The 22,152-nt window shown below is 71.7% G+C and carries 20 protein-coding genes; 16 read left to right on the top strand and 4 right to left on the bottom strand.

Annotated elements, in window-relative coordinates; all coding sequences use genetic code 11:
- Positions 1–62 precede the first annotated feature (62 nt).
- From ACWC1K_RS44080 to ACWC1K_RS44095, 4 genes are all read left to right on the top strand, one after another.
- Positions 63–881, top strand: coding sequence for an alpha/beta fold hydrolase (locus ACWC1K_RS44080; RefSeq protein ID WP_450839143.1), 819 nt, complete (start codon positions 63–65; stop codon positions 879–881).
- A gap of 94 nt (positions 882–975) precedes the next feature.
- A complete protein-coding gene (locus tag ACWC1K_RS44085; protein WP_450839145.1) occupies positions 976–1,947 on the top strand; it encodes an aldo/keto reductase in 972 nt (323 codons plus the stop codon).
- A gap of 80 nt (positions 1,948–2,027) precedes the next feature.
- Positions 2,028–2,576: a TetR/AcrR family transcriptional regulator gene (locus ACWC1K_RS44090; protein ID WP_450839146.1), complete on the top strand. Its 549-nt coding sequence runs from the start codon at positions 2,028–2,030 to the stop codon at positions 2,574–2,576.
- Positions 2,573–4,096 (top strand): MFS transporter, encoded by a 1,524-nt coding sequence (locus ACWC1K_RS44095; protein WP_450839147.1) that lies wholly within the window; start codon positions 2,573–2,575, stop codon positions 4,094–4,096. Before ACWC1K_RS44090 ends, ACWC1K_RS44095 begins: the two co-directional genes overlap by 4 nt.
- Before the next feature lie 56 nt (positions 4,097–4,152).
- Here ACWC1K_RS44095 and ACWC1K_RS44100 read toward each other — a convergent pair whose 3' ends face one another.
- Positions 4,153–4,827, bottom strand: a complete 675-nt coding sequence (locus tag ACWC1K_RS44100; RefSeq protein WP_361259634.1) for a lysophospholipid acyltransferase family protein — start codon at positions 4,825–4,827, stop codon at positions 4,153–4,155.
- 374 nt (positions 4,828–5,201) lie between these two features.
- On the opposite strand from ACWC1K_RS44100, the gene ACWC1K_RS44105 reads away from it, so the two are divergent.
- The 3 genes from ACWC1K_RS44105 to ACWC1K_RS44115 all read left to right on the top strand — a co-directional run bounded on the left by ACWC1K_RS44105 (position 5,202) and on the right by ACWC1K_RS44115 (position 7,490).
- On the top strand, positions 5,202–6,365 hold the full coding sequence (locus ACWC1K_RS44105) for a glycerophosphodiester phosphodiesterase (protein WP_450839149.1): 1,164 nt from the start codon (positions 5,202–5,204) through the stop codon (positions 6,363–6,365).
- 74 nt (positions 6,366–6,439) lie between these two features.
- Positions 6,440–6,946 (top strand): sigma-70 family RNA polymerase sigma factor, encoded by a 507-nt coding sequence (locus ACWC1K_RS44110; protein WP_450839150.1) that lies wholly within the window; start codon positions 6,440–6,442, stop codon positions 6,944–6,946.
- Positions 6,947–6,992: 46 nt separating this feature from the next.
- Entirely contained in the window at positions 6,993–7,490 is a 498-nt protein-coding gene (locus ACWC1K_RS44115; RefSeq protein ID WP_450839152.1) for a GNAT family N-acetyltransferase, read from the top strand.
- On the opposite strand, the gene ACWC1K_RS44120 is transcribed toward ACWC1K_RS44115, so the two are convergent.
- Complete coding sequence (locus ACWC1K_RS44120; protein WP_450839153.1) at positions 7,480–7,902, bottom strand: hypothetical protein; 423 nt, start codon at positions 7,900–7,902, stop codon at positions 7,480–7,482. The genes ACWC1K_RS44115 and ACWC1K_RS44120 overlap by 11 nt on opposite strands.
- Before the next feature lies 1 nt (position 7,903).
- A complete protein-coding gene (locus tag ACWC1K_RS44125) occupies positions 7,904–8,263 on the bottom strand; it encodes a hypothetical protein (RefSeq protein WP_450839155.1) in 360 nt (119 codons plus the stop codon).
- A 380-nt stretch (positions 8,264–8,643) separates the two neighbouring features.
- On the opposite strand from ACWC1K_RS44125, the gene ACWC1K_RS44130 reads away from it, so the two are divergent.
- The 9 genes from ACWC1K_RS44130 (at position 8,644) to ACWC1K_RS44170 (ending at position 20,745) form a co-directional block, all read left to right on the top strand.
- The gene (locus ACWC1K_RS44130) at positions 8,644–9,681 is read left to right on the top strand and encodes a methionine ABC transporter ATP-binding protein (protein WP_450839157.1); all 1,038 of its coding nucleotides are present in this window, start codon (positions 8,644–8,646) and stop codon (positions 9,679–9,681) included.
- Entirely contained in the window at positions 9,678–10,415 is a 738-nt protein-coding gene (locus ACWC1K_RS44135; protein ID WP_450839159.1) for a methionine ABC transporter permease, read from the top strand. The genes ACWC1K_RS44130 and ACWC1K_RS44135 overlap by 4 nt, the downstream gene beginning before the upstream one ends.
- 66 nt (positions 10,416–10,481) lie before the next feature.
- Positions 10,482–11,318: a MetQ/NlpA family ABC transporter substrate-binding protein gene (locus tag ACWC1K_RS44140; protein WP_450839160.1), complete on the top strand. Its 837-nt coding sequence runs from the start codon at positions 10,482–10,484 to the stop codon at positions 11,316–11,318.
- Between the two features lie 142 nt (positions 11,319–11,460).
- Complete coding sequence (locus ACWC1K_RS44145) at positions 11,461–12,099, top strand: GNAT family N-acetyltransferase (protein ID WP_450839161.1); 639 nt, start codon at positions 11,461–11,463, stop codon at positions 12,097–12,099.
- Positions 12,100–12,183: 84 nt separating this feature from the next.
- Positions 12,184–13,404: a precorrin-6y C5,15-methyltransferase (decarboxylating) subunit CbiE gene (gene cbiE, locus ACWC1K_RS44150; protein ID WP_450839162.1), complete on the top strand. Its 1,221-nt coding sequence runs from the start codon at positions 12,184–12,186 to the stop codon at positions 13,402–13,404.
- Positions 13,405–13,795: 391 nt separating this feature from the next.
- The gene (gene cobT / locus ACWC1K_RS44155; RefSeq protein ID WP_450839164.1) at positions 13,796–17,962 is read left to right on the top strand and encodes a nicotinate-nucleotide--dimethylbenzimidazole phosphoribosyltransferase; all 4,167 of its coding nucleotides are present in this window, start codon (positions 13,796–13,798) and stop codon (positions 17,960–17,962) included.
- 270 nt (positions 17,963–18,232) lie between these two features.
- Positions 18,233–19,465: a uroporphyrinogen-III C-methyltransferase gene (gene cobA / locus ACWC1K_RS44160; protein ID WP_450839165.1), complete on the top strand. Its 1,233-nt coding sequence runs from the start codon at positions 18,233–18,235 to the stop codon at positions 19,463–19,465.
- 64 nt (positions 19,466–19,529) lie between these two features.
- Positions 19,530–20,348, top strand: coding sequence for a TrmH family RNA methyltransferase (locus tag ACWC1K_RS44165; protein WP_450839167.1), 819 nt, complete (start codon positions 19,530–19,532; stop codon positions 20,346–20,348).
- A 4-nt stretch (positions 20,349–20,352) separates the two neighbouring features.
- Complete coding sequence (locus tag ACWC1K_RS44170; RefSeq protein ID WP_450839169.1) at positions 20,353–20,745, top strand: NUDIX domain-containing protein; 393 nt, start codon at positions 20,353–20,355, stop codon at positions 20,743–20,745.
- Between the two features lie 4 nt (positions 20,746–20,749).
- Here ACWC1K_RS44170 and ACWC1K_RS44175 read toward each other — a convergent pair whose 3' ends face one another.
- Complete coding sequence (locus tag ACWC1K_RS44175; RefSeq protein ID WP_450839185.1) at positions 20,750–22,120, bottom strand: protein kinase domain-containing protein; 1,371 nt, start codon at positions 22,118–22,120, stop codon at positions 20,750–20,752.
- Positions 22,121–22,152: the final 32 nt, after the last annotated feature.

The raw sequence follows: 22,152 nt of genomic DNA on the forward strand, positions 1-22,152 counted from the left end.
CCGGTTACCCGGTCGACAATGCCGAACACCGGTCGATCGCCGCCGAGCATGAAAGGGACGTCATGCGCGCCCGAGGTTCCAGACGAACAGCCCGCCTTCTCGCCGTCACCGCCATAGCCGCCTTGTGCGCCTTCGGGCTCACCGCTCCCGCGGGCGCCGCCGACACCCCACCGCCCGGCTCCAACGACTGGTCCTGCAAGCCGGACTCGGCCCATCCGCAGCCGGTGGTCCTGGTGAACGGCACCTTCAAGACCTCGTACGAGAACTGGCTCACCCTCTCGCCCGCGCTGGCGAACGCCGGTTACTGCGTCTTCTCCTTCGAGTACGGCGGCCTGGAGACCGCCCCGATCCCGGACTCGGCGGCCGAACTGCGGGACTTCGTGAACGCCGTGCTCGGCGCGACCGGCGCGAAGAAGGTGGACATCGTCGGGCACAGCCAGGGCGGCATGATGCCCCGCTACTACGTGAAGTTCCTCGGCGGCGCGACCAAGGTCGACGACCTCGTCGGCATCGTGCCGTCCAACCACGGCACCACCAACCCCCTCGCCCTCGCGGCCGGCGCCACCGTCTGCGACTCCTGCGTCGACCAGACCGCCGGCTCGGACTTCCTGCAGAAGCTCAACTCCGACCCGGAGACCCCGGTGGGCCCCGACTACACGGCGATCGCCACCCAGTACGACGAGGTCGTGGTGCCGTACACCAGCGCCTTCCTCAAGGGTCCCGGCTCGTACGTGACCGACGTCCTCCTCCAGGACCGCTGTCCGCTCGACTCCACCGAGCACGACCAGGCGCCCAAGTCGCCACTGGTCGAGCAGTGGGTGCTCAACGCCCTGGGGCGCAAGGGGCCGGCCGACCCCGGGTTCGTGCCGCGCTGCGTCTGATCAGGGCGGGCTGAACCCCACGGGGCTGGGTAGATTGGTGCGAGATCCCCCTCCTGAGGTGGGATCTCCTCCACCGATCGTGCAGGGAGCCACCATGCCCTTCAGCCGCCTGGCCCACGCGACCACGCCCACCGCGCACATCGGACTGGGTCTCGCCGCCGTCGGCCGTCCGGGCTACATCAACCTCGGCCGGGAGGACGACCTCCCGGCCGAGCGCACCGTCGACGCCCTGCGCCTGCGCACCCACGAACTCCTCGACGCCGCCTACGTCCAGGGCGTCCGCTACTTCGACGTGGCCCGCTCCTACGGCCGCTCCGAGGAGTTCCTCGCCGACTGGCTGAACGCCCGCCCTTCCTTCGACGACATCGTCGTGGGCAGCAAATGGGGCTACACCTACACCGCCGACTGGACCACCGACGCCGAGAAGCACGAGGTCAAGGACCACAGTGTCCAGACCTACGAGCGCCAGCGCGCCGAGAGTGCCGAACTGCTCGGCGACCGCCTCGACCTGTACCAGATCCACTCGGTGACCCCGGACAGCCCGGCCCTCACCGACAAGGAGCTCCACGCCAAGCTGGCGGAGGCCGCCGCCCAGGGCACCACCATCGGCTTCTCCACCAGCGGCCCGGCGCAGGCCGAGGCCATCCGCGCCGCCCTCGCCGTGACGGTCGACGGCGAGCCCCTCTTCCGTACCGTCCAGTCGACGTACAACATCCTGGAGACCTCGGCCGCCCCCGCCCTCGCCGAGGCGCACGACGCCGGGCTCACGGTGATCGTCAAGGAGGGCATGGCCAACGGCCGCCTCGCGGACCCGTACGCACCGGACGCCCTGAAGGCCGTCGCCGCAGAAACGTCTCTGGGCTGCGACGCGGTGGCTCTCGCCGTGATCCTGCGCCGGCCCTGGGCGGGAGTCGTGCTCTCCGGCGCGGCGACCGCCACCCAGCTCGGCTCCAACCTGCATGCGGCGGTCGTGGACCTGGACGAGGACCAGCTGGCCCGCCTGGCCGAACTGGTGGAGAAGCCGCAGGCGTACTGGGAGCGGCGCGGGCAGCTGCCCTGGCACTGAAGTCGAACAGGACCCCCTTCCTGTGAGACGCGCATGCCCATAATGAGACATCAATGTCTCACATGCGCTACGCTCGTCTCATGGCCGTCGACCGTGACCACGTACTGCGCACCGCCGCAGCCCTGCTGACCCGTAAATCCACCGCGACCATGGACGAGGTCGCCAAGGCCGCCGGGATCAGCCGCGCCACGCTGCACCGCCACTTCGCGGGCCGTGACGCACTGGTACGGGCGCTCGAGGCGCTCGGCATCGCGGAGTGCGAGGCGGCGCTGGACGCCGCCCGGCTGGACGAGGGAACCGCGAGTGAGGCCGTGCGCCGGCTGGTGAGCGAGCTCCAGCCCGCCGCCGGACTGCTCGCCTTCCTGTACGGCGAGAGCCAGCTCTGGGAAGCCGGCCAGGACGCGGGCTGGCAGCGGCTCGACGCCCGCATGGGCGCGCTGTTCGTGCGCGGACAGCAAGCGGGCGAGTTCCGTATCGATCTCACCCCCGTCTGGCTCACCGAGGCGCTCTACGGACTGATCGCCTCGTGCGCCTGGGCCATGCACGACGGCCGCGTCGCCCCCAAGGACTTCACCCACATGGTCGCCGAGCTGCTGCTCGGCGGCGCGCTACGGAGAGAGGAATCATGACCAGCACCCTGCAGCCGGCGACCACGACCGAGGCGGTGAAGCGCCCGGGCCGCTGGCTCGCGCTGTCCGTCCTGGTGCTCGCCGTGCTGCTGGTGGCCGTCGACGCGACCGTCCTCGGTCTCGCGACCCCCTACATCAGCGAGGACCTGAAGCCGTCCGGTACCCAGCTCCTGTGGATCGGAGACGTCTACTCCTTCGTCATCGCGGGCCTGCTGGTGTCGATGGGCAGCCTCGGCGACCGAATAGGCCGCAAGCGGATCCTGCTCGGCGGCGCCACGGCGTTCGGCGCGATATCCGTCCTCAACGCCTACGCGACGACACCGGAGTTGATGATCCTGGCCCGCGCGCTGCTCGGCGTCGCGGGCGCCACCCTCATGCCCGCCACCCTCGCCCTGATCCGCAACCTCTTCCACGACCCGCGCGAACGCAGCCTCGCCGTCGGCGTCTGGGGCGCCACGGCGTCCGCGGGCACGGCGATCGGCCCGATCGCCGGCGGTTTCCTCCTCGAACACTTCTGGTGGGGCTCGGTCTTCCTGATCAATCTCCCCGTGATGGTGGTCCTGGTCCTCGTCGGCATCCGCACGCTGCCCGAGTCCCGCAACCCGAACCCGGGCCCGTGGGACCTGACCAGCGTCACCCTGTCACTGGTCGGTGTGATCGGCGTCGTCTACGCGGTCAAGGAGGCCGCCACCCACGGCTTCGAGTGGCCCACGCTCGCCGCGGGCGCACTGGGCGCGGCGGCGCTGTACTGGTTCATCCGCCGCCAGCTCACGCTCCCCACCCCGCTGCTGGACATGCGCCTGTTCCGCAACCGCGGCTTCAGCGCCGCGGTCCTCGCCGACCTGCTGACCATCCTCGGCCTGTCCGGCCTGGTCTTCTTCCTCTCCCAGTACCTGCAACTCGTCCAGGGCATGCACCCGTTCGAGGCGGGCCTGGCCGAACTGCCCGCGGCGGTGGGTGCGGTGGCCGCGGGCCTGGTCGCGGGCCGCGCGGCGCGCCGCTTCTCAGTACGGGCAGTCGTATCGGGCGGCCTGGCAGCGGTGGGCCTCGCCCTGGCGGCCCTGACCGTCATCGACCAGTCGACCGGCTACCCGCTCCTGGGTACCGCGCTCCTGGTCGTCGGAGTGGGCGCCGGCTTCTCCTTCACGGTGACGGCCGACGTCATCCTCTCGTCGGTACCGAAGGAGCAGGCGGGCGCGGCGTCGGCGGTCTCGGAGACGGCGTACGAACTGGGCGCGGCCCTCGGAATCGCCGTACTCGGCTCGATCGTGACGGGCATCTACCGCGGCTTCACCGCTCCGACGGGAACGCCGTCAGGGGCACATGAGTCACTGGGCGGCGCGGTGGAGTCGGCGTCGGGCATGCCGTCGCAGGCAGCCCAGGAGATGTTGACGTCGGCGCGAGAAGCCTTCGTCAACGGCCTCAACCTCGCGGTGGGCGTGGGCGCGGCGGTTCTGTTGGTGGCGGCGGCAGCAGCCTGGTTCATGCTGCGAGACCAGCGGTTGGACAGCCGCCCTTAAGGGGCGCGGGGAACTGCGCGACCAGCCACGGACAAGCCGCACCCGACAACGAACCCCTACGCGGCTTCCTTGGCCTTGGTCGCATACATGTCCACGTACTCCTGGCCGGACAGCCGCATGACTTCAGCCATCACGGAGTCGGTAACGGCCCGCAGCACATACCGATCCCGGTCCATCCCGTCGTAACGGGAGAACTCCATCGCCTCACCGAACCGCACAGTGACGCGGCCGGGCCGCGGCATCCCCGCCCCGCCCGGCTGCAACTTGTCGGTGCCGATCATCGCGAAGGGAACAACAGGCGCCCCCGTCATCAGCGTCAGCCGCGCGATGCCGGTGCGCCCCCGGTACAGCCGTCCGTCGGGCGACCGCGTGCCCTCGGGGTAGATCCCGAAGACCTTGCCCTCCTCCAGCACGCGGCGCCCGGTCATCAGCGCGGCCACCCCGCCCCGGCCGCCGTCGCGGTCCACCGGGATCATGCCGACACCGGTGAAGAACCAGGCCATCAGGCGGCCCTTGAGGCTCTTGCCGGTGACGTACTCGTCCTTGCCGATGAAGAACACCTGGCGGTCGCAGACGAGCGGAAGGATCATCGAGTCGATGAAGGTCAGGTGGTTGCCGGCCAGGATGACCGGGCCGTCGCCCGGGATGTGCTCCGCGCCCTCCACCCGTGGGCGGAACATCAGGCGCATGATCGGTCCGAGCACTGCCTTGATGAGCGCGAAGCGGGACAACGGGCCCTCCGGTGTCAAGGGATTCGGTATGAGTATGTGCAGGTGAGGACGATACTCGCGGTCCCCGGGGTCTTGCACATCGGGTTCACGGAGGTCTTACGCACTGTTGACGCGGGTTTACCTGGGGTGACGCGGCGTTGCCTGCCGGTAACAGGCCGGAACGATGTGACGGACGACTCGCCGCCGAACGGGCGAGCCGAGCGGGCGAGCCGAGCGGGCCCGTTCGCCCCTCGTCGCATCCCGTTCCCGTACGACCCCATACGACATCCCGAGTCACCCGCATGTTCCGGCCAACGCCTCCCTCGCGTCATGTCCACGCCCCTACGATCGGCGCGCTGACAGAACAGATCGAGCCGACGTCAGGGGAGGCGCTCATGGGAACGCAGGAGAACGAGCAGACAGGCGGCACCGGACGACGGGCACTCCTCGGCGCGGCCGTACTCGGTGCGGGCGGAGCCGTACTCGGCCTGTCCGGCACGGCGAGAGCCGCGGACGCGAGCTACGGGAAGGGCGGGCTGAAGAGCCTGCCCAAGCCGACGATCATCGGCCACCGCGGGGCCAGCGGCTACCGGCCCGAGCACACCTTCGGCTCGTACAACCTGGCCCTCGACCTGGGCGCCGACGTCGTCGAGGCCGGCGACCTGGTCCCCACCAAGGACGGCCATCTGGTCTGCCGGCACGAGCCGGAGATCGGTGGGACGACGAACGTCGCCGACCACCCCGAGTTCGCCGACCGCAAGACCACCAAGGTGCTGGACGGCGTCTCCGTCACCGGCTGGTTCACCGAGGACTTCACCCTTGCGGAGCTGAAGACGCTGCGCGCGATCGAGCGGATTCCGGCCAACCGCCCGCACAACACGCTCTACAACGGCCGCTGGGAGATCCCCACCTTCGAAGAGGTCCTGAAGTGGCAGGACGAGCAGACCCGCAAGCGCGGCAAGCAGGTGTGGATCTACCCCGAGACCAAGCACCCCACCTACTTCCGCAAGCTGGGCCTCGGCCTTGAGGAGCGGGTCGCCAAGCTGCTGCACAAGCACGGCAAGGACAGGCGGAACTCGCCGGTCATCCTGCAGTCCTTCGAGCCGAGCAGCATCCAGCGCCTGAACAAGCTGGTCGACAACCCGCTGGTGGTGCTCCTGTCCGCCGCGAACAGCCGTCCCTGGGACTTCGTCGAGACGGGCGACCCGCGCACCGTCGCCGACCTGATCACCCCGAAGGGCCTCAGGGAGATAGCCGGTTACGCACAGGGCCTCGGCCCGACCCTCGACCTGATCATCACCAAGAAGGCGGACGGCAGCCTCGACAAGCCGACCACCCTCGTCGCAGACGCGCACAAGGTCGGCCTGATCCTGCACCCCTACACCATGCGCAACGAGAACCCGTTCCTGCCGGCGGAGTACCGGAAGGGCACGGCCGCGGACGCGTACGGCGACCCCTTCGGCGCCTTCAGGACGTACTTCGCCACCGGCATCGACGGCGTCTTCACGGACAACGCCGACACCGGTGTGCTGGCCCGCGAGGATTTCGTCAACGGCTGAGCCCCCGACCCCGGTTGGGGTGAACCGTCGGCCGTCCGGGCAACTGGGCCCCGGGCGGCCGCGTCGAACCGCATATGACGCACGACCTGGTTGCCGCTCTGCGCCCGCTGCTCACCGCCGAGGCCTCCGCCGAGGCGCATGCCTCCGGAGCCGAGCCCGGCGACCTGGAACAGGCGGTCTGGCTCCGCCTCCTGGAACACCTCCAGGCGGACGGCCCGCCGCACGACCCCCAGCGCTGGCTGCGCAGCGCCGTCCGCTCCGAGGCGCGCCGCACCCGCCGTACGACCCGACACGAACGGCCGTACGACATCGACCCGGCCGACGACGGCGAGCGCGACCCCGAACAGCTCGCCCTCGCGGCGGCCCGCCGACGGGCTCTGCGGGAGGCTGTCCGCCGCCTGCCCGGCCGCTGCCCCCGCCTGATGGAGGCCCTGCTGTCCCCGAAGGACCTGACATACCGGGAAATCGCGGGGGAGTTGGGTATCTCACAGGGCAGTCTGGGCCCGGAACGTTCCAGATGCCTGGGATGTCTCCGTCGTTTGCTCTCGCCGGAGGTTGCGGCCCGCGAACCGCGGGGATAGGAGTGAGGGACAACGTGGCGATCAGGTGAGCGGGAGGCGTGCGCACATGGGCATGAGCGTGACCATCTCGGTGGCGACCGAGCAGGATGCAGAGCAGATCTTCAGGCTCCAGTACCTGTGCTTCCAGAGCGAGGCGGCGCTGTACGGCAACTACCGCATCGACCCGCTCGTCCAGAGCCTGGACTCGGTCCGCCAGGAGGTGGCCGCCGACTGCGTCTATGTGGCGCGGCTGGGCGAGGAGGTCGTCGGCTCGGTCCGCGGCCGCGTCACCGAGGACGGCTCCGCCGCCATCGGCAAGCTCTGCGTCCACCCCCGCCTCCAGGGCCACGGCATCGGCGCGCGGCTGCTGCGCGCGGCCGAGTCGGCGCTGGCGGAGGAGCGCGGCGCCAAGGTCTTCCGCCTGCACACCGGCCACCGCAGCGAGGGCAACCTGCGCCTGTACCGCCGGGTGGGCTACCAGGCCGTGGGCACCTCGCAGGGCAGCGACGGGGTGCCGATGATCGTGCTGGAGAAGCCGGCCGAGGCGTACGTGGCTACCGCGTGACGGCGCGGTTCCTGCGCAGCCAGTACAGCGCGGACAGCGGCAGCAGTACGGGGATGAAGACGTACCCCATGCCGTAGTCCGACCACACCGTCGCGTCCGGGAAGGCGGAGGGCTCGACCAGGGTCCAGGTGCCGACCACCAGTACGCCCGCGAGTTCGGCGGCGCAGCACACCTGTGCCGCCTTGCGGGCGGTTTCGCCGCCGCGGACCAGTGAGTACGTGATGAAGCCGTAGACGACGCCCGCGACGGCGGACAGCGAGTAGGCGAGCGGTGCCCGGTCGAACTCGGTCGCGATCTGGTAGACGGACCGTGACACGGCGCCGACGACCATCACGCCGTAGAACCAGACCAGCAGCATCCCCGGCCCGCCGATCAGCCGCGTCCTCGTGGGCTTCTCCTGCACCGAGGTCACCTCAGCCTCCCCAGATGTCGTAGAGCCGCACTTCGAGAACGGCCAGGACGATACCGCCGGCGGCCACCGTCACCGAACCCCAACGGGTGCGCTCCGCCAAGGACATGAACCCCGCCGCCGGCACACACGCGAACGCGCCCAGCAGATAGGCCACGAAGATCGTCGTGCCCTGCTCCGGCTTCTCGCCCCGCGCCAGCAGCACGATCCCGATCACCAGCTGCACCACGGCCAGCACCGACACCACGGCCATGCCGATGAAGTGCCAGTCCTTCGTCGGCTGGTCTCGATAGGCGGCCCACCCGCACCAGGCGGCGAGCAGCAGCGCGGCGACACCGGTCACCAGCGTCAGGGCATCAAGCATGGAGCGACCTTATTACGGCCCAAAAGGCCTGCCGCGCCCGGCCCGGGCGGTCCTCCGTGGCCGACGCCTGTCCATCGATGTCCGCCATGTGGACAGCGGGTTCTTGGTCGCTCCGATACGTCTGCTTTACTGATCGCATGACCACGACGAGCTGCCGCACCCTTGCGACCGAGGCGACCATGACGCCCGGTGCTCGTTGTATGTGTCGAATGCGCGCCTTCTAGAGGGCCCCTGCACCACCCTGAGTCTCGCGCCCCGAAGCGAGCCGCCGTGGCATGTCCGTACGCCGTCCGCCGTACGTGACCGAGCGCCCGCGCATGACTTTCCCTTCCGTACCAGGGCACACCCACGCCCGCGTACTCGACAGTGACGGAACCCCAGTGATCACGACTTCAGGCCTGACCAAGGTCTACCGCTCACGCGGCCGAGAGGTCACCGCCCTGGACGGCGTAGACCTGCACGTCCGCGAAGGCGAGGTCTACGGCGTCATCGGCCAGTCCGGCGCCGGCAAGTCCTCCCTCATCCGCTGCGTCAACCTGCTGGAGAGGCCCACCGCCGGGACGGTGACCGTGGCCGGGCAGGAGCTCACCGCCCTCGCGGGGCGCGGCCCCCGCGCCGGCAAGGAGCTCCGCCGGGCACGCAGCCGTATCGGCATGGTCTTCCAGCACTTCAACCTGCTGTCCACGCGGACCGTCCAGGGCAATGTCGAGCTGCCGCTGGAGATCCTCGGCAGGTCCGGCAAGGAGCGCTCCCGCAAGGCACTCGAGCTGCTCGACCTGGTCGGCCTCGCGGACAAGGCGAAGGCCTACCCCGCCCAGCTCTCCGGCGGCCAGAAGCAGCGCGTCGGCATCGCCCGCGCCCTGGCCGGCGACCCGAAGGTGCTGCTCTCCGACGAGGCGACCAGCGCCCTCGACCCGGAGACCACCCGCTCCATCCTCCAGCTGCTGCGCGACCTGAACCGGCAGCTGGGCCTGACCGTCCTGCTCATCACCCACGAGATGGACGTCGTGAAGTCGATCTGCGACTCGGCCGCCCTGATGGAGAGCGGCCGCATCGTCGAGTCCGGGACGGTGAGCGAGCTGCTCGCGACCCCCGGTTCCGAGCTGGCCTCCGCCCTCTTCCCGGTGGACGGCGAGGCCACCGGTGACGACCGCACCGTCGTCGACGTCACCTTCCAGGGCGAGGCCGCGACCCAGCCCGTCATCTCGCAGCTCTCGCGCACCTACAACATCGACATCTCGATCCTGGGCGCCGCCATCGACACCGTCGGCGGACTCCAGGTCGGCCGGATGCGCATCGAACTGCCCGGCCGCTACGAGGACAACGTCGTGCCGATCGGCTTCCTGCGCGAACAGGGCCTGCAGATCGAGGTGTTGGGCCAGGAGCCCGTACTGCTCAAGGAAGGTGCCGAGCTGTGACCTGGACGGAGATGCAGCCGCTGCTGTCGCAGGCGTGTGGGGACACCCTCTACATGGTCGGCTGGTCCACGCTGATCGCCGTCGCCGGCGGGCTCCCGCTCGGCATCCTGCTCGTTCTCACGGACCGGGGAGGACTGCTGCAGAACGTCGTCGCCAACAAGGTCATCGGGCAGATCGTGAACGTCGCCCGCTCCATGCCGTTCATCATCCTCATGGTCGCGCTGATGACCTTCACCCGCTGGATCACCGGCACGACCATCGGCCGCGAGGCCGCCATCGTGCCGCTCGCCATCGGGGCCATCCCGTTCTTCGCGCGTCTGGTCGAGACGGCTGTCCGCGAAGTGGACGGCGGGCTCGTCGAGGCCGTGCAGTCGATGGGCGGCAACACCTGGACCGTCGTCCGCAAGGTCCTCGTCCCCGAGTCGCTGCCCTCGCTGATCTCCAGCACCACCACCACGGTCGTCGCCCTCATCGGCTACTCCGCCATGGCCGGCACGGTCGGCGCCGGCGGCCTCGGAGACATCGCCATCCGCTACGGCTACCAGCGCTTCGAGACCGAACTCATGTGGATCACCGTGGCGATTCTCGCCGTCGTGATCTCGCTCATCCAGTTCGCCGGCGACTACGCGGCCCGCTCGCTCCACGGACGGGGCGGCCGCTCCGGCCCGGCGCCGAAGCTGCGCCTGCTGAAGGCCAAGAAGCCGGCCTCGGCCGACGTCGGCCACGCCGCGTAAGCACCCCACAGACTCCCCGCACCACCAACCGCGGGGTCGCTCCACCCATAAGGAAAGGCACTTTTCGTGCGTAACACCGCAAAGCTCACCACCGCCGTCCTCGCCGCCGGAGCCCTCACCTTCGGGCTCACCGCCTGCGGCTCGGGCTCGGACTCCGCCTCGAGCTCCTCCGACTACAGCGGACCGCTGGTCGTCGCCGCGAGCCCGACCCCGCACGCCGAGATCCTGGACTTCGTCAAGAAGAACCTGGCGAAGAAGGCCGGACTCGACCTGCAGGTCAAGGAGTTCCAGGACTACATCGTCCCGAACACCGCGACCGAGGACGGCTCGGTGGGCGCCAACTACTTCCAGAACCAGCCGTACCTCGACGACTTCAACAAGAAGCGCGGCACCCACATCGTGCCCGTCGTCACCGTGCACCTGGAGCCGCTCGGCCTGTACTCCCACAAGGTCAAGAAGGCCGACGCGCTGAAGAGCGGCGCCACCGTCGCCGTCCCGAACGACGCCGTGAACGAGGCCCGCGCCCTCAAGCTGCTCGCAGCGGGCGGCCTCATCACGCTCAAGGACGGCGCGGGCAGCGAAGCGACCCCCCAGGACATCGCCAAGAACCCGAAGAACCTCAAGTTCAAGGAGGTCGAGGCGGCCCAGACCGCGCGCTCCCTGGACGACGTGGACGCCGCGGTCGTCAACGGCAACTACGCCATCTCCGCCGGCATCAAGCCCGCCAAGGAGGCCCTCGTCCTGGAGTCCGCGAAGAACAGCCCGTACGGCAACTTCCTCGCGGTGAAGAAGGGCAACGAGAAGGACCCGCGCGTGAAGAAGCTCGCGAAGCTCCTCACCTCGCCCGAGGTGAAGAAGTTCATCGAGGACAAGTACCAGGGCTCGGTCATCCCGTCCTTCTAACCTCACGTATACGGCGTATCGCCACGCACGGGGTCCACTCGCTCACCGCGAGTGGACCCCGTGGTGCAGTTCCGTGCCCTGATGCTGCATGCTGGGCAGTTCAGCAGGCCCCGAAGGTTTTCCGAAGGTTACGGAGTGGCGCATGACTAGCACCTTCCCCAACATCTCCATCAGCACGGAGCGGTTGGTGCTGCGGCCCCTCGACGAGGACGACGTGAACGGGCTTGCCGAGATGATGAACGACGAGCAGGTCGGCGCCTGGACCGACGTCCCCCAGCCCTTCACCGAGGAGCAGGCGCGCCACTGGATCACCGAGTACGCGCCGACCGAGCGGACGGCGGGCCGCGGACTCGATCTCGCCGTCACCGAGTTCCTCACGCAGCGCCTGGTCGGCATCGTCCAGCTGTCCAAGACCAACTGGCATGTGCGGTCCACCGAACTGTCCTACATCATCGCCCCGTGGGCACGCGGCGAGGGCTATGCCTCGGAGGCCGCGCTCGCCACCGCCCAATGGCTCTTCGGTGACCAGAAGCTGGAACGCATCGAGCTGCGCACGGCCGCCGACAACACCGCCTCCCAGCAGGTCGCCCAGAAGATCGGCTGTATCAGCGAGGGCGTCCTGCGCAACGCCTGCATAGCCCACGTCCGCGCCGAGGACGGGACCTGGAGCGACGTACGCACCGACTTCATCGTGTGGAGCCTGTTGCCGGAGGACCTCGACGGCGCGGGCGAGGAACTGGCCGACAGCGGCGGTTTCACGAGCTTCACCGACTGGAACTGAAACCTGGGGGCCCGAGGGCCCGCACCTGACACCAGGTACCCTCACGGAGCCCGACCTGCGTAAAACCCCTGGAGACCGACGACGATGGCCGACCGTGTCACGGTGATCGGCTGGGACGGCTCGCCCCTGACCGCCGCGGCCCGCTCCGCCCTGGGCGCCGCCACGCTGGTGGCCGGTGCCGCCCACCACCTGGCGCTCCCCGAAGTGCCGCCCCGCGCCGAGCGCATCCGCCTCGGCAGCGTCTCACTCGCCGCCCGCCGCATCGCCGGCCACCGCGGCACCGCGGTCGTACTGGCCGACGGTGACCCCGGATTCTTCGGCGTCGTACGAGCCCTGCGCGCACCCGAGTTCGGCCTCGAGGTCGAGGTCGTCCCCGCCGTCTCCTCGGTGGCCGCGGCCTTCGCCCGGGCCGGTATGCCCTGGGACGACGCACAAGTGGTCGTCGCACACCGCCGCACCCTGCGACGTGCGGTGAATGTGTGCCGCGCCCATACCAAAGTCGCCGTCCTCACCTCACCCGGTGCGGGCCCCGCCGAACTCGGCCTCCTCCTCGAAGGCGTCCACCGCACCTTCGTCATCTGCGAGGAACTCGGCACCGAACGCGAACAGGTCACCGTCGTCACCTCCGACAAGGCCCCCGACCACACCTGGCGCGACCCGAACGTCGTCATCGTCATCGGCGGACCCGCCGGACCCGGGGTCTCCGGCGAGGGCGGCGGCTGGCTGTCCGGCCGCGACCCGGCCGCCGGACCGCGCGGCTGGACCCAGCCCGCCGAGGCCTACGACGGCCCGCTCGGCGAGGGCGAGACGGATCTGCTGCGCGCCGCCCAACTCGCCCGGCTGGGCCCGCGGGTAGGGGACCTCGTCTGGGACATCGGCTGCGGCAGCGGGGCCTTCGCCACCGAGGCCGCACGCGCCGGGGCCGCCGTCATCGCCGTCGACCGTGCCCTGGAGGCCTGTGCCCGCACGGACGCCGCAGCCCGGCACTTCGGCGTCCAGTTGCAGATCGTGCAGGGAACGGCCCCGCACGTCCTGGAGAACCTCCCCGAGCCGGACGTCGTCCGCGTCGGCGGCGGGGGAGCGGCCGTGGTCTCCGCGGTCGCCGACCGCCGCCCGCAGCGCATCGTCACCCACGCGGCCACCCGTGACGCGGCCGAACTCGTCGGCCGGGACCTCACCGAGCACGGCTACCGGGTCGAGTGCGCCCTGATCCAGTCCGTCGAACTCGACACCAGGGCCTGGACGGAGACGGAGCGGAGCGTCGCGTTCCTGCTCAGCGGCACGCTCCCGGGGCGCGCATCGTGACCCTGGCGCCGTCCCAGTGATCCTGGTTTCTGCCGTCCCGGTGATCCTGTAGTCGTACCGCTCGCGGTAGGCTGGCCGACCGTTGTACCGCACCGGGTGGCCCGGCATTTCGTTCGTCAATGTCCGGAAAACGCACCCCTTTTGGGGTGGGTGCGGTACGGCAGAACCGGAGGACGCGCAACGTGGCGCAGTCCACAGCGGGTCGTCACGGATCAACCTGTCGTGACGGAGGAACGGCCGGGACAATGCCACTGAATGGCTTTGTCGCCTTTTGTGGGCGGGTCGTTCGTGCCGCTGGGCAGGCACGCTCGTTCTTCACTGCGGGGGCGGTCGGTGCGCCGCTCCCGGCGAGCTTGACGTGGAAGCACTAACCGATGGGCGAGGGGTACGCATGACCGACACCGGCCAGGTCCCGGGCGAGGGGCTGCCGGAGAGCGCAGGCATGGTGGAACAGCCGGGCGTCCATGCGCACGGTGCGTACACCTACCTCTCCGAGACCACCGCCGAGGACGAAGACCTGTTGCTGCTGCCGGGGGCCCAGAGCCCGTGGGGCAACGAGGTCGCCCCGCCCGCGCCCGAGCCGGTCGTCGAGGCCGTCCACGAGCCGGGCCCGCACGAGACGGCGGGCCGCGACAGCGGCTCGGTCGACCTCGGCGGCGTCCGCCTCCCCAACCCGACGCCGGCCCCCGGGCCGGTGACGCCACGTCGCCCCCTGCACCTCGGCCCGCCGATCCCCGACACCTCGGCGAGCCCGGTCCGCTCCCTCGCCGACCGCGGCCCCGCGGGCGCACCGGTACGCCAGCCCGCCACGCCGGCCACCGGCCCCGAGTACTTCGAGGCCCCCCAGCTGCACGAGATGCCGCCGCAGGGTGCGGCCCCTTGGGGCGCCCAGGCGCAGGCCGCGGTGCAGACGGCGGCACCGGTGAACGCCGAGGCACCGGCTGCCGAAACGGTTGTTCCGGCGGCCGAACCGAGCGCGGAGCCGGCGGCTGCCGCACAGCCCGCCATGGCCCACATCGCCACGGAGACCGCGCCGGCGGCGCAGGACGGTGCTGTCGGCGTGGCCCACGGCCCGGAAGGCGGGCACGTTCCGGTGGGGGTGTCCGCCGTGGAGGGCGGGCAGACCGCCGGGGCCGCCGCGGGTGCGCCGGCTGCGGACGGTGGGCCGGTGGCTGCCGGTGGACCGGTTGCCGGGGCCGGGCACGTCGCTCACGGCGGGTTCCCCGCCGCGGGGAGCGGGCACGGGGCTTCCGGGGAGTTCGCCGTGTACGGCGCGCAAGGGGCTCCGGTGGGGGCTGCCGCGGACGGTGCGCAGGCGGCTGAGCAGGGCGCGGTTGCCCCGGTTGCTTCGGACGCCGGGCAGAACGAACCGGCCGCTTCCGCACCGGAGGCCGGGCCGGCCCACGTTGCCGGAGTCGCCCCCGACGGCGGGCAGCCCGACGCTGCCGTGCCCGGTGTGGCGGCCGTATCCGCTCCAGGTCCCGAGGCCGTCCCGGCTCCCGGAGCGGCGCCTGCGCCGGAGGCCGCCGGCCAGGTTCCGGAGGCGACCCACGCGCCGCAAGAGGCGCCGACGGTTGAGGGCGCACCGGTCGACGAGGGCCTCGCGCCCGGCGCCGGCCCGGTCGCCGAGGGGCCCGCATCTGAGGCCGCGCCGATCATCGAGCCCGTCACGTCCGAGGTCGCACCGATCACCGAGCCCGTCACGACAGAGGGCGCACCGCTCGCCGAGGCCGTCGCGCCCGGCAGCGAGCAGCCCGCCGCGGCCGTGGTGCCCGAAGCACCGCAGGTCGCCGAGGCCGTGGCACCCGCGAGCCCGCAGTCGCCCGAGGCGGTCGCGGCCGGGACCGGGCACTTCCCCGAGGCGGTCACCCAGGAGGCCGGGCACTTCCCCGAGGCGGTCGCAAACCAGGCCGGGCAGTTCCCCGAGGCAGTGGCCGCCGAGGCCGGTCAGCTCTCCGAGACGAGCGCACCGGAAGCTGCGCAGCACCCCGAGACGGCCGCACCGCATACCGGGCAGGCACCTGAGGCAATCGCCCCCGAGGCCGTACCGGCACCCGAGACCGTGGCGCCGGACGCTGACCAAGTGGCTCACGCCGCCGACCAGGCCGCGGCCCAGCCCATCGTCCTTGAACCCGCTCAGGCCATCGCCGTCGAGCCCATGCAAACCGCCGAGGCGCCCGCGCACCTGCCCGCCACCGCGGAGGCCGCGGGAGCCGCCTTCCCGGCAGCCCCGGACGCGGCACAGCTCGCGCAGTCCGTGGCACCGGCCGGGGACGCCACCGCCGCCCCCGAGCCCGCGGCCCACGCCGTGGCAGCGGAGCACCAGATCAGCCCCGTCCAGACCGCGCCGGACGCGGAAGTGCAGCCCGAGGCCGCTGCCGTCGCCGAACCGGCCGACGCGGTCTCCCCGACGGACCAGGCGCACCCCGCGGAGCCCCTCGCACCCGAGCCCGCCGCAGACTTCACCGAGGTCCCGGCCGCACTCCCGACCGACGAGGCCGCGGAACCGGCGCCTCCCGGCCCCGGCACGGACACGCCCCAGCCGACGGTCGCGGAGCCCGCGGATCCGCAACCGGACGCGTCCGTCGGCCAGTTCGTCCTCGTCGACGGCTCGGTGCCGACCACCCCGCACCTCGCCCCGACCCCGCCGCACGCCCTCACCCTCCCCCCGGAGGAGGAGCAGGCGCCGGAGCCCGTCGTCAGGGTCCCCGCCCCGCGGGAGGCCGACCCCCACCTCGTACAGCACGCGGAGGACCTGGACACCAGGGCCGCCGACCAGGAAGAAGAGAGCACGGCCGCAGTGGAAGAAGCACGACAGTCCACCGGTCCGGCCGCGCCCGCCTACGACGACGCGGAGCGCGCGGCCGTCATGAAGGTCATGCGTGAGCGCCGCGACATCCGCAACGGCTTCCGCAGCGACCCCATCCCGCACGAGGTGCTGCTCCGCGTGCTGGAGGCCGCGCACACGGCGCCCTCCGTCGGCCACTCCCAGCCCTGGGACTTCGTCGTCATCCGCTCCGCCGACACCCGCCGCACCATGCACGAACTGGCCATGCGCCAGCGCGACGCGTACGCGAAGTCGCTGCCCAAGGGCCGGGCGAAGCAGTTCAAGGAACTGAAGATCGAGGCCATCCTCGACACCCCGGTGAACATCGTCGTCACCGCCGACCCGACCCGCGGCGGCCGCCACACCCTCGGCCGCCACACCCAGCCGCAGATGGCGCCCTACTCCGCCGCGCTCGCCGTCGAGAACCTCTGGCTCGCCGCCCGCGCCGAGGGCCTCGGTGTCGGCTGGGTCAGCTTCTTCGACGAGCGCGAGATGGTCCGCGCCCTCGGCCTGCCCGAACACCTGGAGGTCATCGCCTACCTGTGCGTCGGGTACGTCGACGAGTTCCCGGACGAGCCCGAGCTGATGCAGGCCGGCTGGTCCAAGCGCCGCCCGCTGTCCTGGGTCGTGCACGAGGAGACGTACGGCCGCCGCGCCCTGCCCGGCGAGGAGCCGCACGACCTGCTCGCCGAGACCGTCGCCCAGATCCGCCCGCTGGACGCCAAGGCGCTCGGCGAGGCCTGGGAGCGGCAGAAGCGCATGACCAAGCCGGCCGGCGCGCTCGGCATGCTGGAGATCATCTCCGCGCAGCTGTCCGGGCTGTCCCGGCAGTGCCCGCCGCCCATCCCGGAGCCCGCGGCCGTCGCGATCTTCGCGGGCGACCACGGCGTGCACGCCCAGGGCGTCACTCCCTGGCCGCAGGAGGTCACCGCTCAGATGGTGGCCAACTTCCTCGGCGGCGGCGCGGTCTGCAACGCCTTCGCCGGCCAGGTGGGGGCCGAGGTGTGCGTGGTGGACGTCGGCGTCGCGGCCGATCTGCCCGCCACCCCCGGGCTGCTGCCCCGCAAGGTCCGCGCGGGCACCTCCGACATGACCACCGGCCCCGCGATGACCCGCGAGGAGGCCAAGCAGGCCATCGAGGTCGGCATCGAGACGGCCCGTGACCTGGTGGCGGCCGGCAACAAGGCACTGCTGACGGGTGAGATGGGCATCGCGAACACGACGGCGTCCGCGGCCCTGATCTCGGTCTTCACGGACACCGACCCGGCCGAGGTGACCGGCCGCGGCACCGGCATCAACGACGAGACCCTGGCCCGCAAGACCGAGGTCGTCCGCCGCGCCATCGAGGTCCACCAGCCGGACCCGGCCGACCCCATCGGCGTGCTCGCCGCGATCGGCGGCTTCGAGCACGCGGCGATGGTGGGTCTTCTGCTGGGCGGCGCTTCGCTCCGTACCCCGGTGATCCTGGACGGCGTCAGCGCCGGTGCCGCCGCCCTGGTCGCCCGGGCGATCGCCCCCGAGGTCCTCGCGGCCTGCATCGCGGGCCACCGCAGCGCCGAGCCCGGCCATGTGGCCGCCCTCAACAAGCTGGGCCTGCGCCCCCTGGTCGACCTCGACCTCCGCCTCGGCGAGGGCACGGGCGCCCTCCTGGCCCTCCCGCTCGTCCAGAGCACGGCGAGGGCCATGCACGAGGTGGCGACCTTCGACTCCGCAGGGGTAACAGAGAAGTAGCGGCTGTCCCCACGGCGATGCCGGGAAGTTCCGCGCCCGTGCACGCTGGTCGCCGTCAGCCGTACGTGGGTCCGTGGGCTGTCGTTCCGCAGGGCGATGGGGTCCCCCGCTCGAGCGAGGCCGAGAGTGGGGGAGGGTGGGCACGGACCCGCGCACCCGCACCCGGCAACGACGCCCAGCCACCGGACACCTGAGCCGCCCTTCCCGCCCTGCGCCGTAAAATCCGCACGTCAGGGCCACCGCACCGCCGTAAAGAGGAGCCGCACCCTCATGGCCGAAAACCCCGCCTACCCCGTAGGCCTCCGCCTCACCGGCCGCAAAGTGGTCGTCCTCGGCGGCGGCCAGGTCGCCCAGCGCCGCCTCCCGGCCCTCATCGCAGCAGGCGCGGACATTCACCTCGTATCCCCCGAGGCGACCCCCTCCGTCGAGGCCATGGCCGACGCGGGCGAGATCACCTGGCAGCAGCGCCCGTACGCCGAAGGCGACCTCGCGGACGCCTGGTACGCCCTGATCGCCACCGGCGACACGGAGGCGAACACCCGGGCCTCCGCCGAAGCGGAACGCCACCGCGTGTGGTGCGTCCGCTCCGACGACGCCGACGCCGCCACGGCCTGGACCCCGGCGACCGGCCACAGCGAGGGCGTCACGGTCGCCGTCCTCACCACCGAGGCCCGCGGCCGCGACCCCCGCCACACCGCCGCCATCCGCGACGCGGTCGTCGAGGGCCTGCGCGACGGCACCCTGGTGGCGCCGCACCACCGGACCCGCACCCCCGGCGTCGCCCTCGTCGGCGGCGGCCCCGGCGACCCGGACCTCATCACGGTCCGCGGCCGCCGCCTCCTCGCCGAGGCCGACGTCGTCATCGCCGACCGCCTCGGCCCCCGCGACCTCCTCGCCGAACTCCCGCCGCACGTCGAGGTGATCGACGCGGCGAAGATCCCGTACGGCCGTTTCATGGCCCAGGAAGCCATCAACAACGCCCTGATCGAGCACGCCAAGCAGGGCAAGTCGGTCGTACGGCTGAAGGGCGGCGACCCCTACGTCTTCGGCCGGGGCATGGAGGAGCTGAACGCCCTCGCCGAGGCCGGCATCCCCTGCACCGTCGTGCCCGGCATCTCCAGCTCGATCTCGGTCCCCGGCGCGGCCGGTATCCCGGTCACCCATCGCGGCGTCGCGCACGAGTTCACGGTGGTCAGCGGCCATGTCGCCCCCGACGACGAACGCTCCCTGGTCGACTGGGCGTCCCTGGCCAAGCTCACCGGCACGCTCGTGATCCTCATGGGCGTCGACAAGATCGGAAAGATCGCCGAGACGCTCGTCGCACACGGCAAGCCGGCCGACACCCCCGTCGCCCTGGTCCAGGAGGGCACCACGGCCGCCCAGCGCCGCGTCGACGCGACCCTGGCGACGGTCGGCGAGACGGTGCGTACGCAGGAGGTCAAGCCGCCGGCGGTCATCGTCATCGGCGAGGTCGTCGGCGTAGGACCGCGATCTTCCGCGTAACCGCGGGTAACCCAACTCGTACACAGCCGTTGGCACCACACCCAGGACAAGGCAGTATCACCCTGTGGCCGATCTCATCACCGTTGAGGACCCCGACGACCCGCGCCTGCGCGACTACACAGGCCTGACCGACGTGGAGCTGCGCCGCAAGCGCGAACCGGCCGAGGGCCTGTTCATCGCCGAGGGCGAGAAGGTCATCCGCCGGGCGAAGGACGCCGGGTACGAGATGCGCTCGATGCTGCTGTCCGCGAAGTGGGTCGACGTCATGCGCGACGTCATCGACGAGCTTCCGGCCCCGGTGTACGCGGTCAGCCCGGACCTGGCCGAACAGGTCACCGGCTACCACGTGCACCGCGGCGCGCTCGCCTCCATGCAGCGCAAACCGCTGCCGACGGCTACCGACCTCCTCCAGACCACCCGCCGGGTCGTCGTCATGGAGTCGGTCAACGACCACACCAACATCGGCGCGATCTTCCGCTCGGCGGCCGCCCTGGGCATGGACGCGGTCCTGCTCTCCCCGGACTGCGCGGACCCCCTGTACCGCCGCAGCGTCAAGGTCTCGATGGGCGCGGTCTTCTCCGTCCCCTACGCCCGCCTCGACACCTGGCCCAAGGGCCTGGAGTCGGTCCGCGAGGCCGGCTTCACGCTCCTCGCGCTCACCCCCGACGAAAAGGCCAGGTCCCTCGACGAGGCCGCCCCGCACAAGATGGACCGCGTGGCGCTGATGCTCGGCGCCGAGGGCGACGGCCTGTCCACCCAGGCCCTGGTCGCCGCCGACGAATGGGTCCGCATCCCCATGTCCCACGGCGTCGACTCCCTCAACGTGGGCGCGGCGGCCGCGGTCGCCTTCTACGCGGTGGCCACGGGCCGCCCGGCGGGATAGTCCGGTGTCGAAGCGGCAGGCGATCGTCGCGGTCCTGCGCCGGAACGGCAGAGTGCTGGCGATCCGTCGCGGCCCCGGCGTCTCCCGCCCCGGCTACTGGCAGCCCCTCAGCGGCAAGGTCGAACCGGGGGAGACCCAGGAGCAGGCCGTGGTCCGCGAGGTCCGGGAGGAGGTCGGCCTGACCGTCTCCCCCCTCGCCAAGGTCTGGGAGTCGGAGACCGACGACGGTCTCTTCCGCCTCCACTGGTGGACGGCGGACGCGACCACCGGCGAGATCGTCCCCGACCCCGTCGAGGTCGCCGAGACCCGCTGGGTCACCCCCGAGGAGTTCCTCGCGCTCACCCCCGTCTTCGACGGCGACCGGGAGTTCTTCGAACGGATCCTGCCGGGGCTGTGACGCCTCAGTCCACCTGGGCGCGCCCCGGCTCCACGTGCTGTTGCTGCTGCGGCACCACGCCGTCGCCACCGCCCAGCCCCCGCGACGGCCCCTGGCACCCCTGCGCCGCGGCGATGCCGAGCGCCACCAGCAGCGTCACGACGACGAACACGAACAGCCGCTGCCGCAGCAACCGGGGATTGGCAGGCCGCCGCCCCGTCCCCGTGGGCCTGGGCGCCGGACGTCCGGTACCGCTGCGCGGCGCGGGCCGGGCCCCCGCGCCCTGGCGGCTCGTGTTCCGCGCCCCCGGGGCGGGCCGGGACCCGGAACGCTGGGGCGGCGGGGGCCCACCGCGGGAGACGTTGCCGCCCCGTGAAGGCGCGGCTCCGCCCCGCACCGGAGGCACCCCACGCGAGCCGGCGGAAGCACCCCGTGAGGGGGGAGCACCCTGCGGGCCCGGGGGACGACGGTGCTCGCGCTGCTGCTCCGGATAGGTGTCGGCGAGTCGCCCGGTGGGCCGGTCCGCCTCCGCTGAACGCGGCGCGGGCGGACGGGGGTCGGCGAGCCCCTGCGCCTCACGGGCGGCGATCTCCTTGAGCCGCAGCGACAGCTGAAGCGTGCTGGGCCGCTCCTCGGGGTCCTTCGCCAGACACGCCCGCACCAGCGGAGCCAGCGCGTCCGGGACGCCGTGCAGCTGTGCCTCTTCGTGTACGACCCGGTACAGCATCACCTCGGAACTGCCGTGCCCGAAGGGCGAGTCACCCATCGAGGCGTACGCCAGGGTCGCCCCCAGCGAGAACACGTCCGTGGCGGGGGTGACGGCGGCACCGCGCACCTGCTCCGGCGCGAGGAAACCCGGGGAGCCGACGGCCGTACCGACATGCGTCAGAGTGGACGCCCCGGTCGCCCAGGCGATGCCGAAGTCGATGATCCGCGGGCCCTTGGGGGACAGCAGGATGTTCGACGGCTTGAGGTCCCGGTGGACGACTCCCGCCTCGTGCACGGCGACGAGCCCCTCCGACAGGGCGGCACCCACAGCCGCGACATCGGCCGCCCCCAGCGGCCCCCCGTCGGCGACCTTGTCGTGCAGCGACGGGCCGGGCACGTACTGGGTGGCGAACCAGGGTCGTTCCGCGTCGAGATCGGCGGCCACGAGCCGAGCCGTGCACCCGCCCCTGATCCGCCGTGCGGCCGAGACCTCCCGCGCGAACCGGGAACGGAACTCCTGGTCCTCCGCCAGATCCGGCCGGATGACCTTCAGCGCGACCCGCTGCCCCTTCTTGTCGGAGCCCAGGTACACGACGCCCATCCCACCCGCGCCGAGCCGTCTGTGAAGCCTGAACGAGCCGACGACGCGCGGGTCCTCGCGCCTCAGGCGCATCATCGCCATGTTCATCCCCGCTGCCCGGTCCGTGTGACGTGGCACAG

It is taken from the genome of Streptomyces sp. NPDC001492, assembly GCF_053597275.1.

Excerpts from the sequence above, each read along its gene's own strand:
- ACWC1K_RS44080 (WP_450839143.1), top strand. The coding sequence starts at position 63 with ATGCGCGCCCGAGGTTCCAGACGAACAGCCCGCCTTCTCGCCGTCACC.
- ACWC1K_RS44085 (WP_450839145.1), top strand. The coding sequence starts at position 976 with ATGCCCTTCAGCCGCCTGGCCCACGCGACCACGCCCACCGCGCACATC.
- ACWC1K_RS44090 (WP_450839146.1), top strand. The coding sequence starts at position 2,028 with ATGGCCGTCGACCGTGACCACGTACTGCGCACCGCCGCAGCCCTGCTG.
- ACWC1K_RS44095 (WP_450839147.1), top strand. The coding sequence starts at position 2,573 with ATGACCAGCACCCTGCAGCCGGCGACCACGACCGAGGCGGTGAAGCGC.
- ACWC1K_RS44105 (WP_450839149.1), top strand. The coding sequence starts at position 5,202 with ATGGGAACGCAGGAGAACGAGCAGACAGGCGGCACCGGACGACGGGCA.
- ACWC1K_RS44110 (WP_450839150.1), top strand. The coding sequence starts at position 6,440 with ATGACGCACGACCTGGTTGCCGCTCTGCGCCCGCTGCTCACCGCCGAG.
- ACWC1K_RS44115 (WP_450839152.1), top strand. The coding sequence starts at position 6,993 with ATGGGCATGAGCGTGACCATCTCGGTGGCGACCGAGCAGGATGCAGAG.
- ACWC1K_RS44125 (WP_450839155.1), bottom strand. The coding sequence starts at position 8,263 with ATGCTTGATGCCCTGACGCTGGTGACCGGTGTCGCCGCGCTGCTGCTC.
- ACWC1K_RS44145 (WP_450839161.1), top strand. The coding sequence starts at position 11,461 with ATGACTAGCACCTTCCCCAACATCTCCATCAGCACGGAGCGGTTGGTG.
- cbiE (WP_450839162.1), top strand. The coding sequence starts at position 12,184 with ATGGCCGACCGTGTCACGGTGATCGGCTGGGACGGCTCGCCCCTGACC.
- cobT (WP_450839164.1), top strand. The coding sequence starts at position 13,796 with ATGACCGACACCGGCCAGGTCCCGGGCGAGGGGCTGCCGGAGAGCGCA.
- cobA (WP_450839165.1), top strand. The coding sequence starts at position 18,233 with ATGGCCGAAAACCCCGCCTACCCCGTAGGCCTCCGCCTCACCGGCCGC.
- ACWC1K_RS44175 (WP_450839185.1), bottom strand. The coding sequence starts at position 22,120 with ATGAACATGGCGATGATGCGCCTGAGGCGCGAGGACCCGCGCGTCGTC.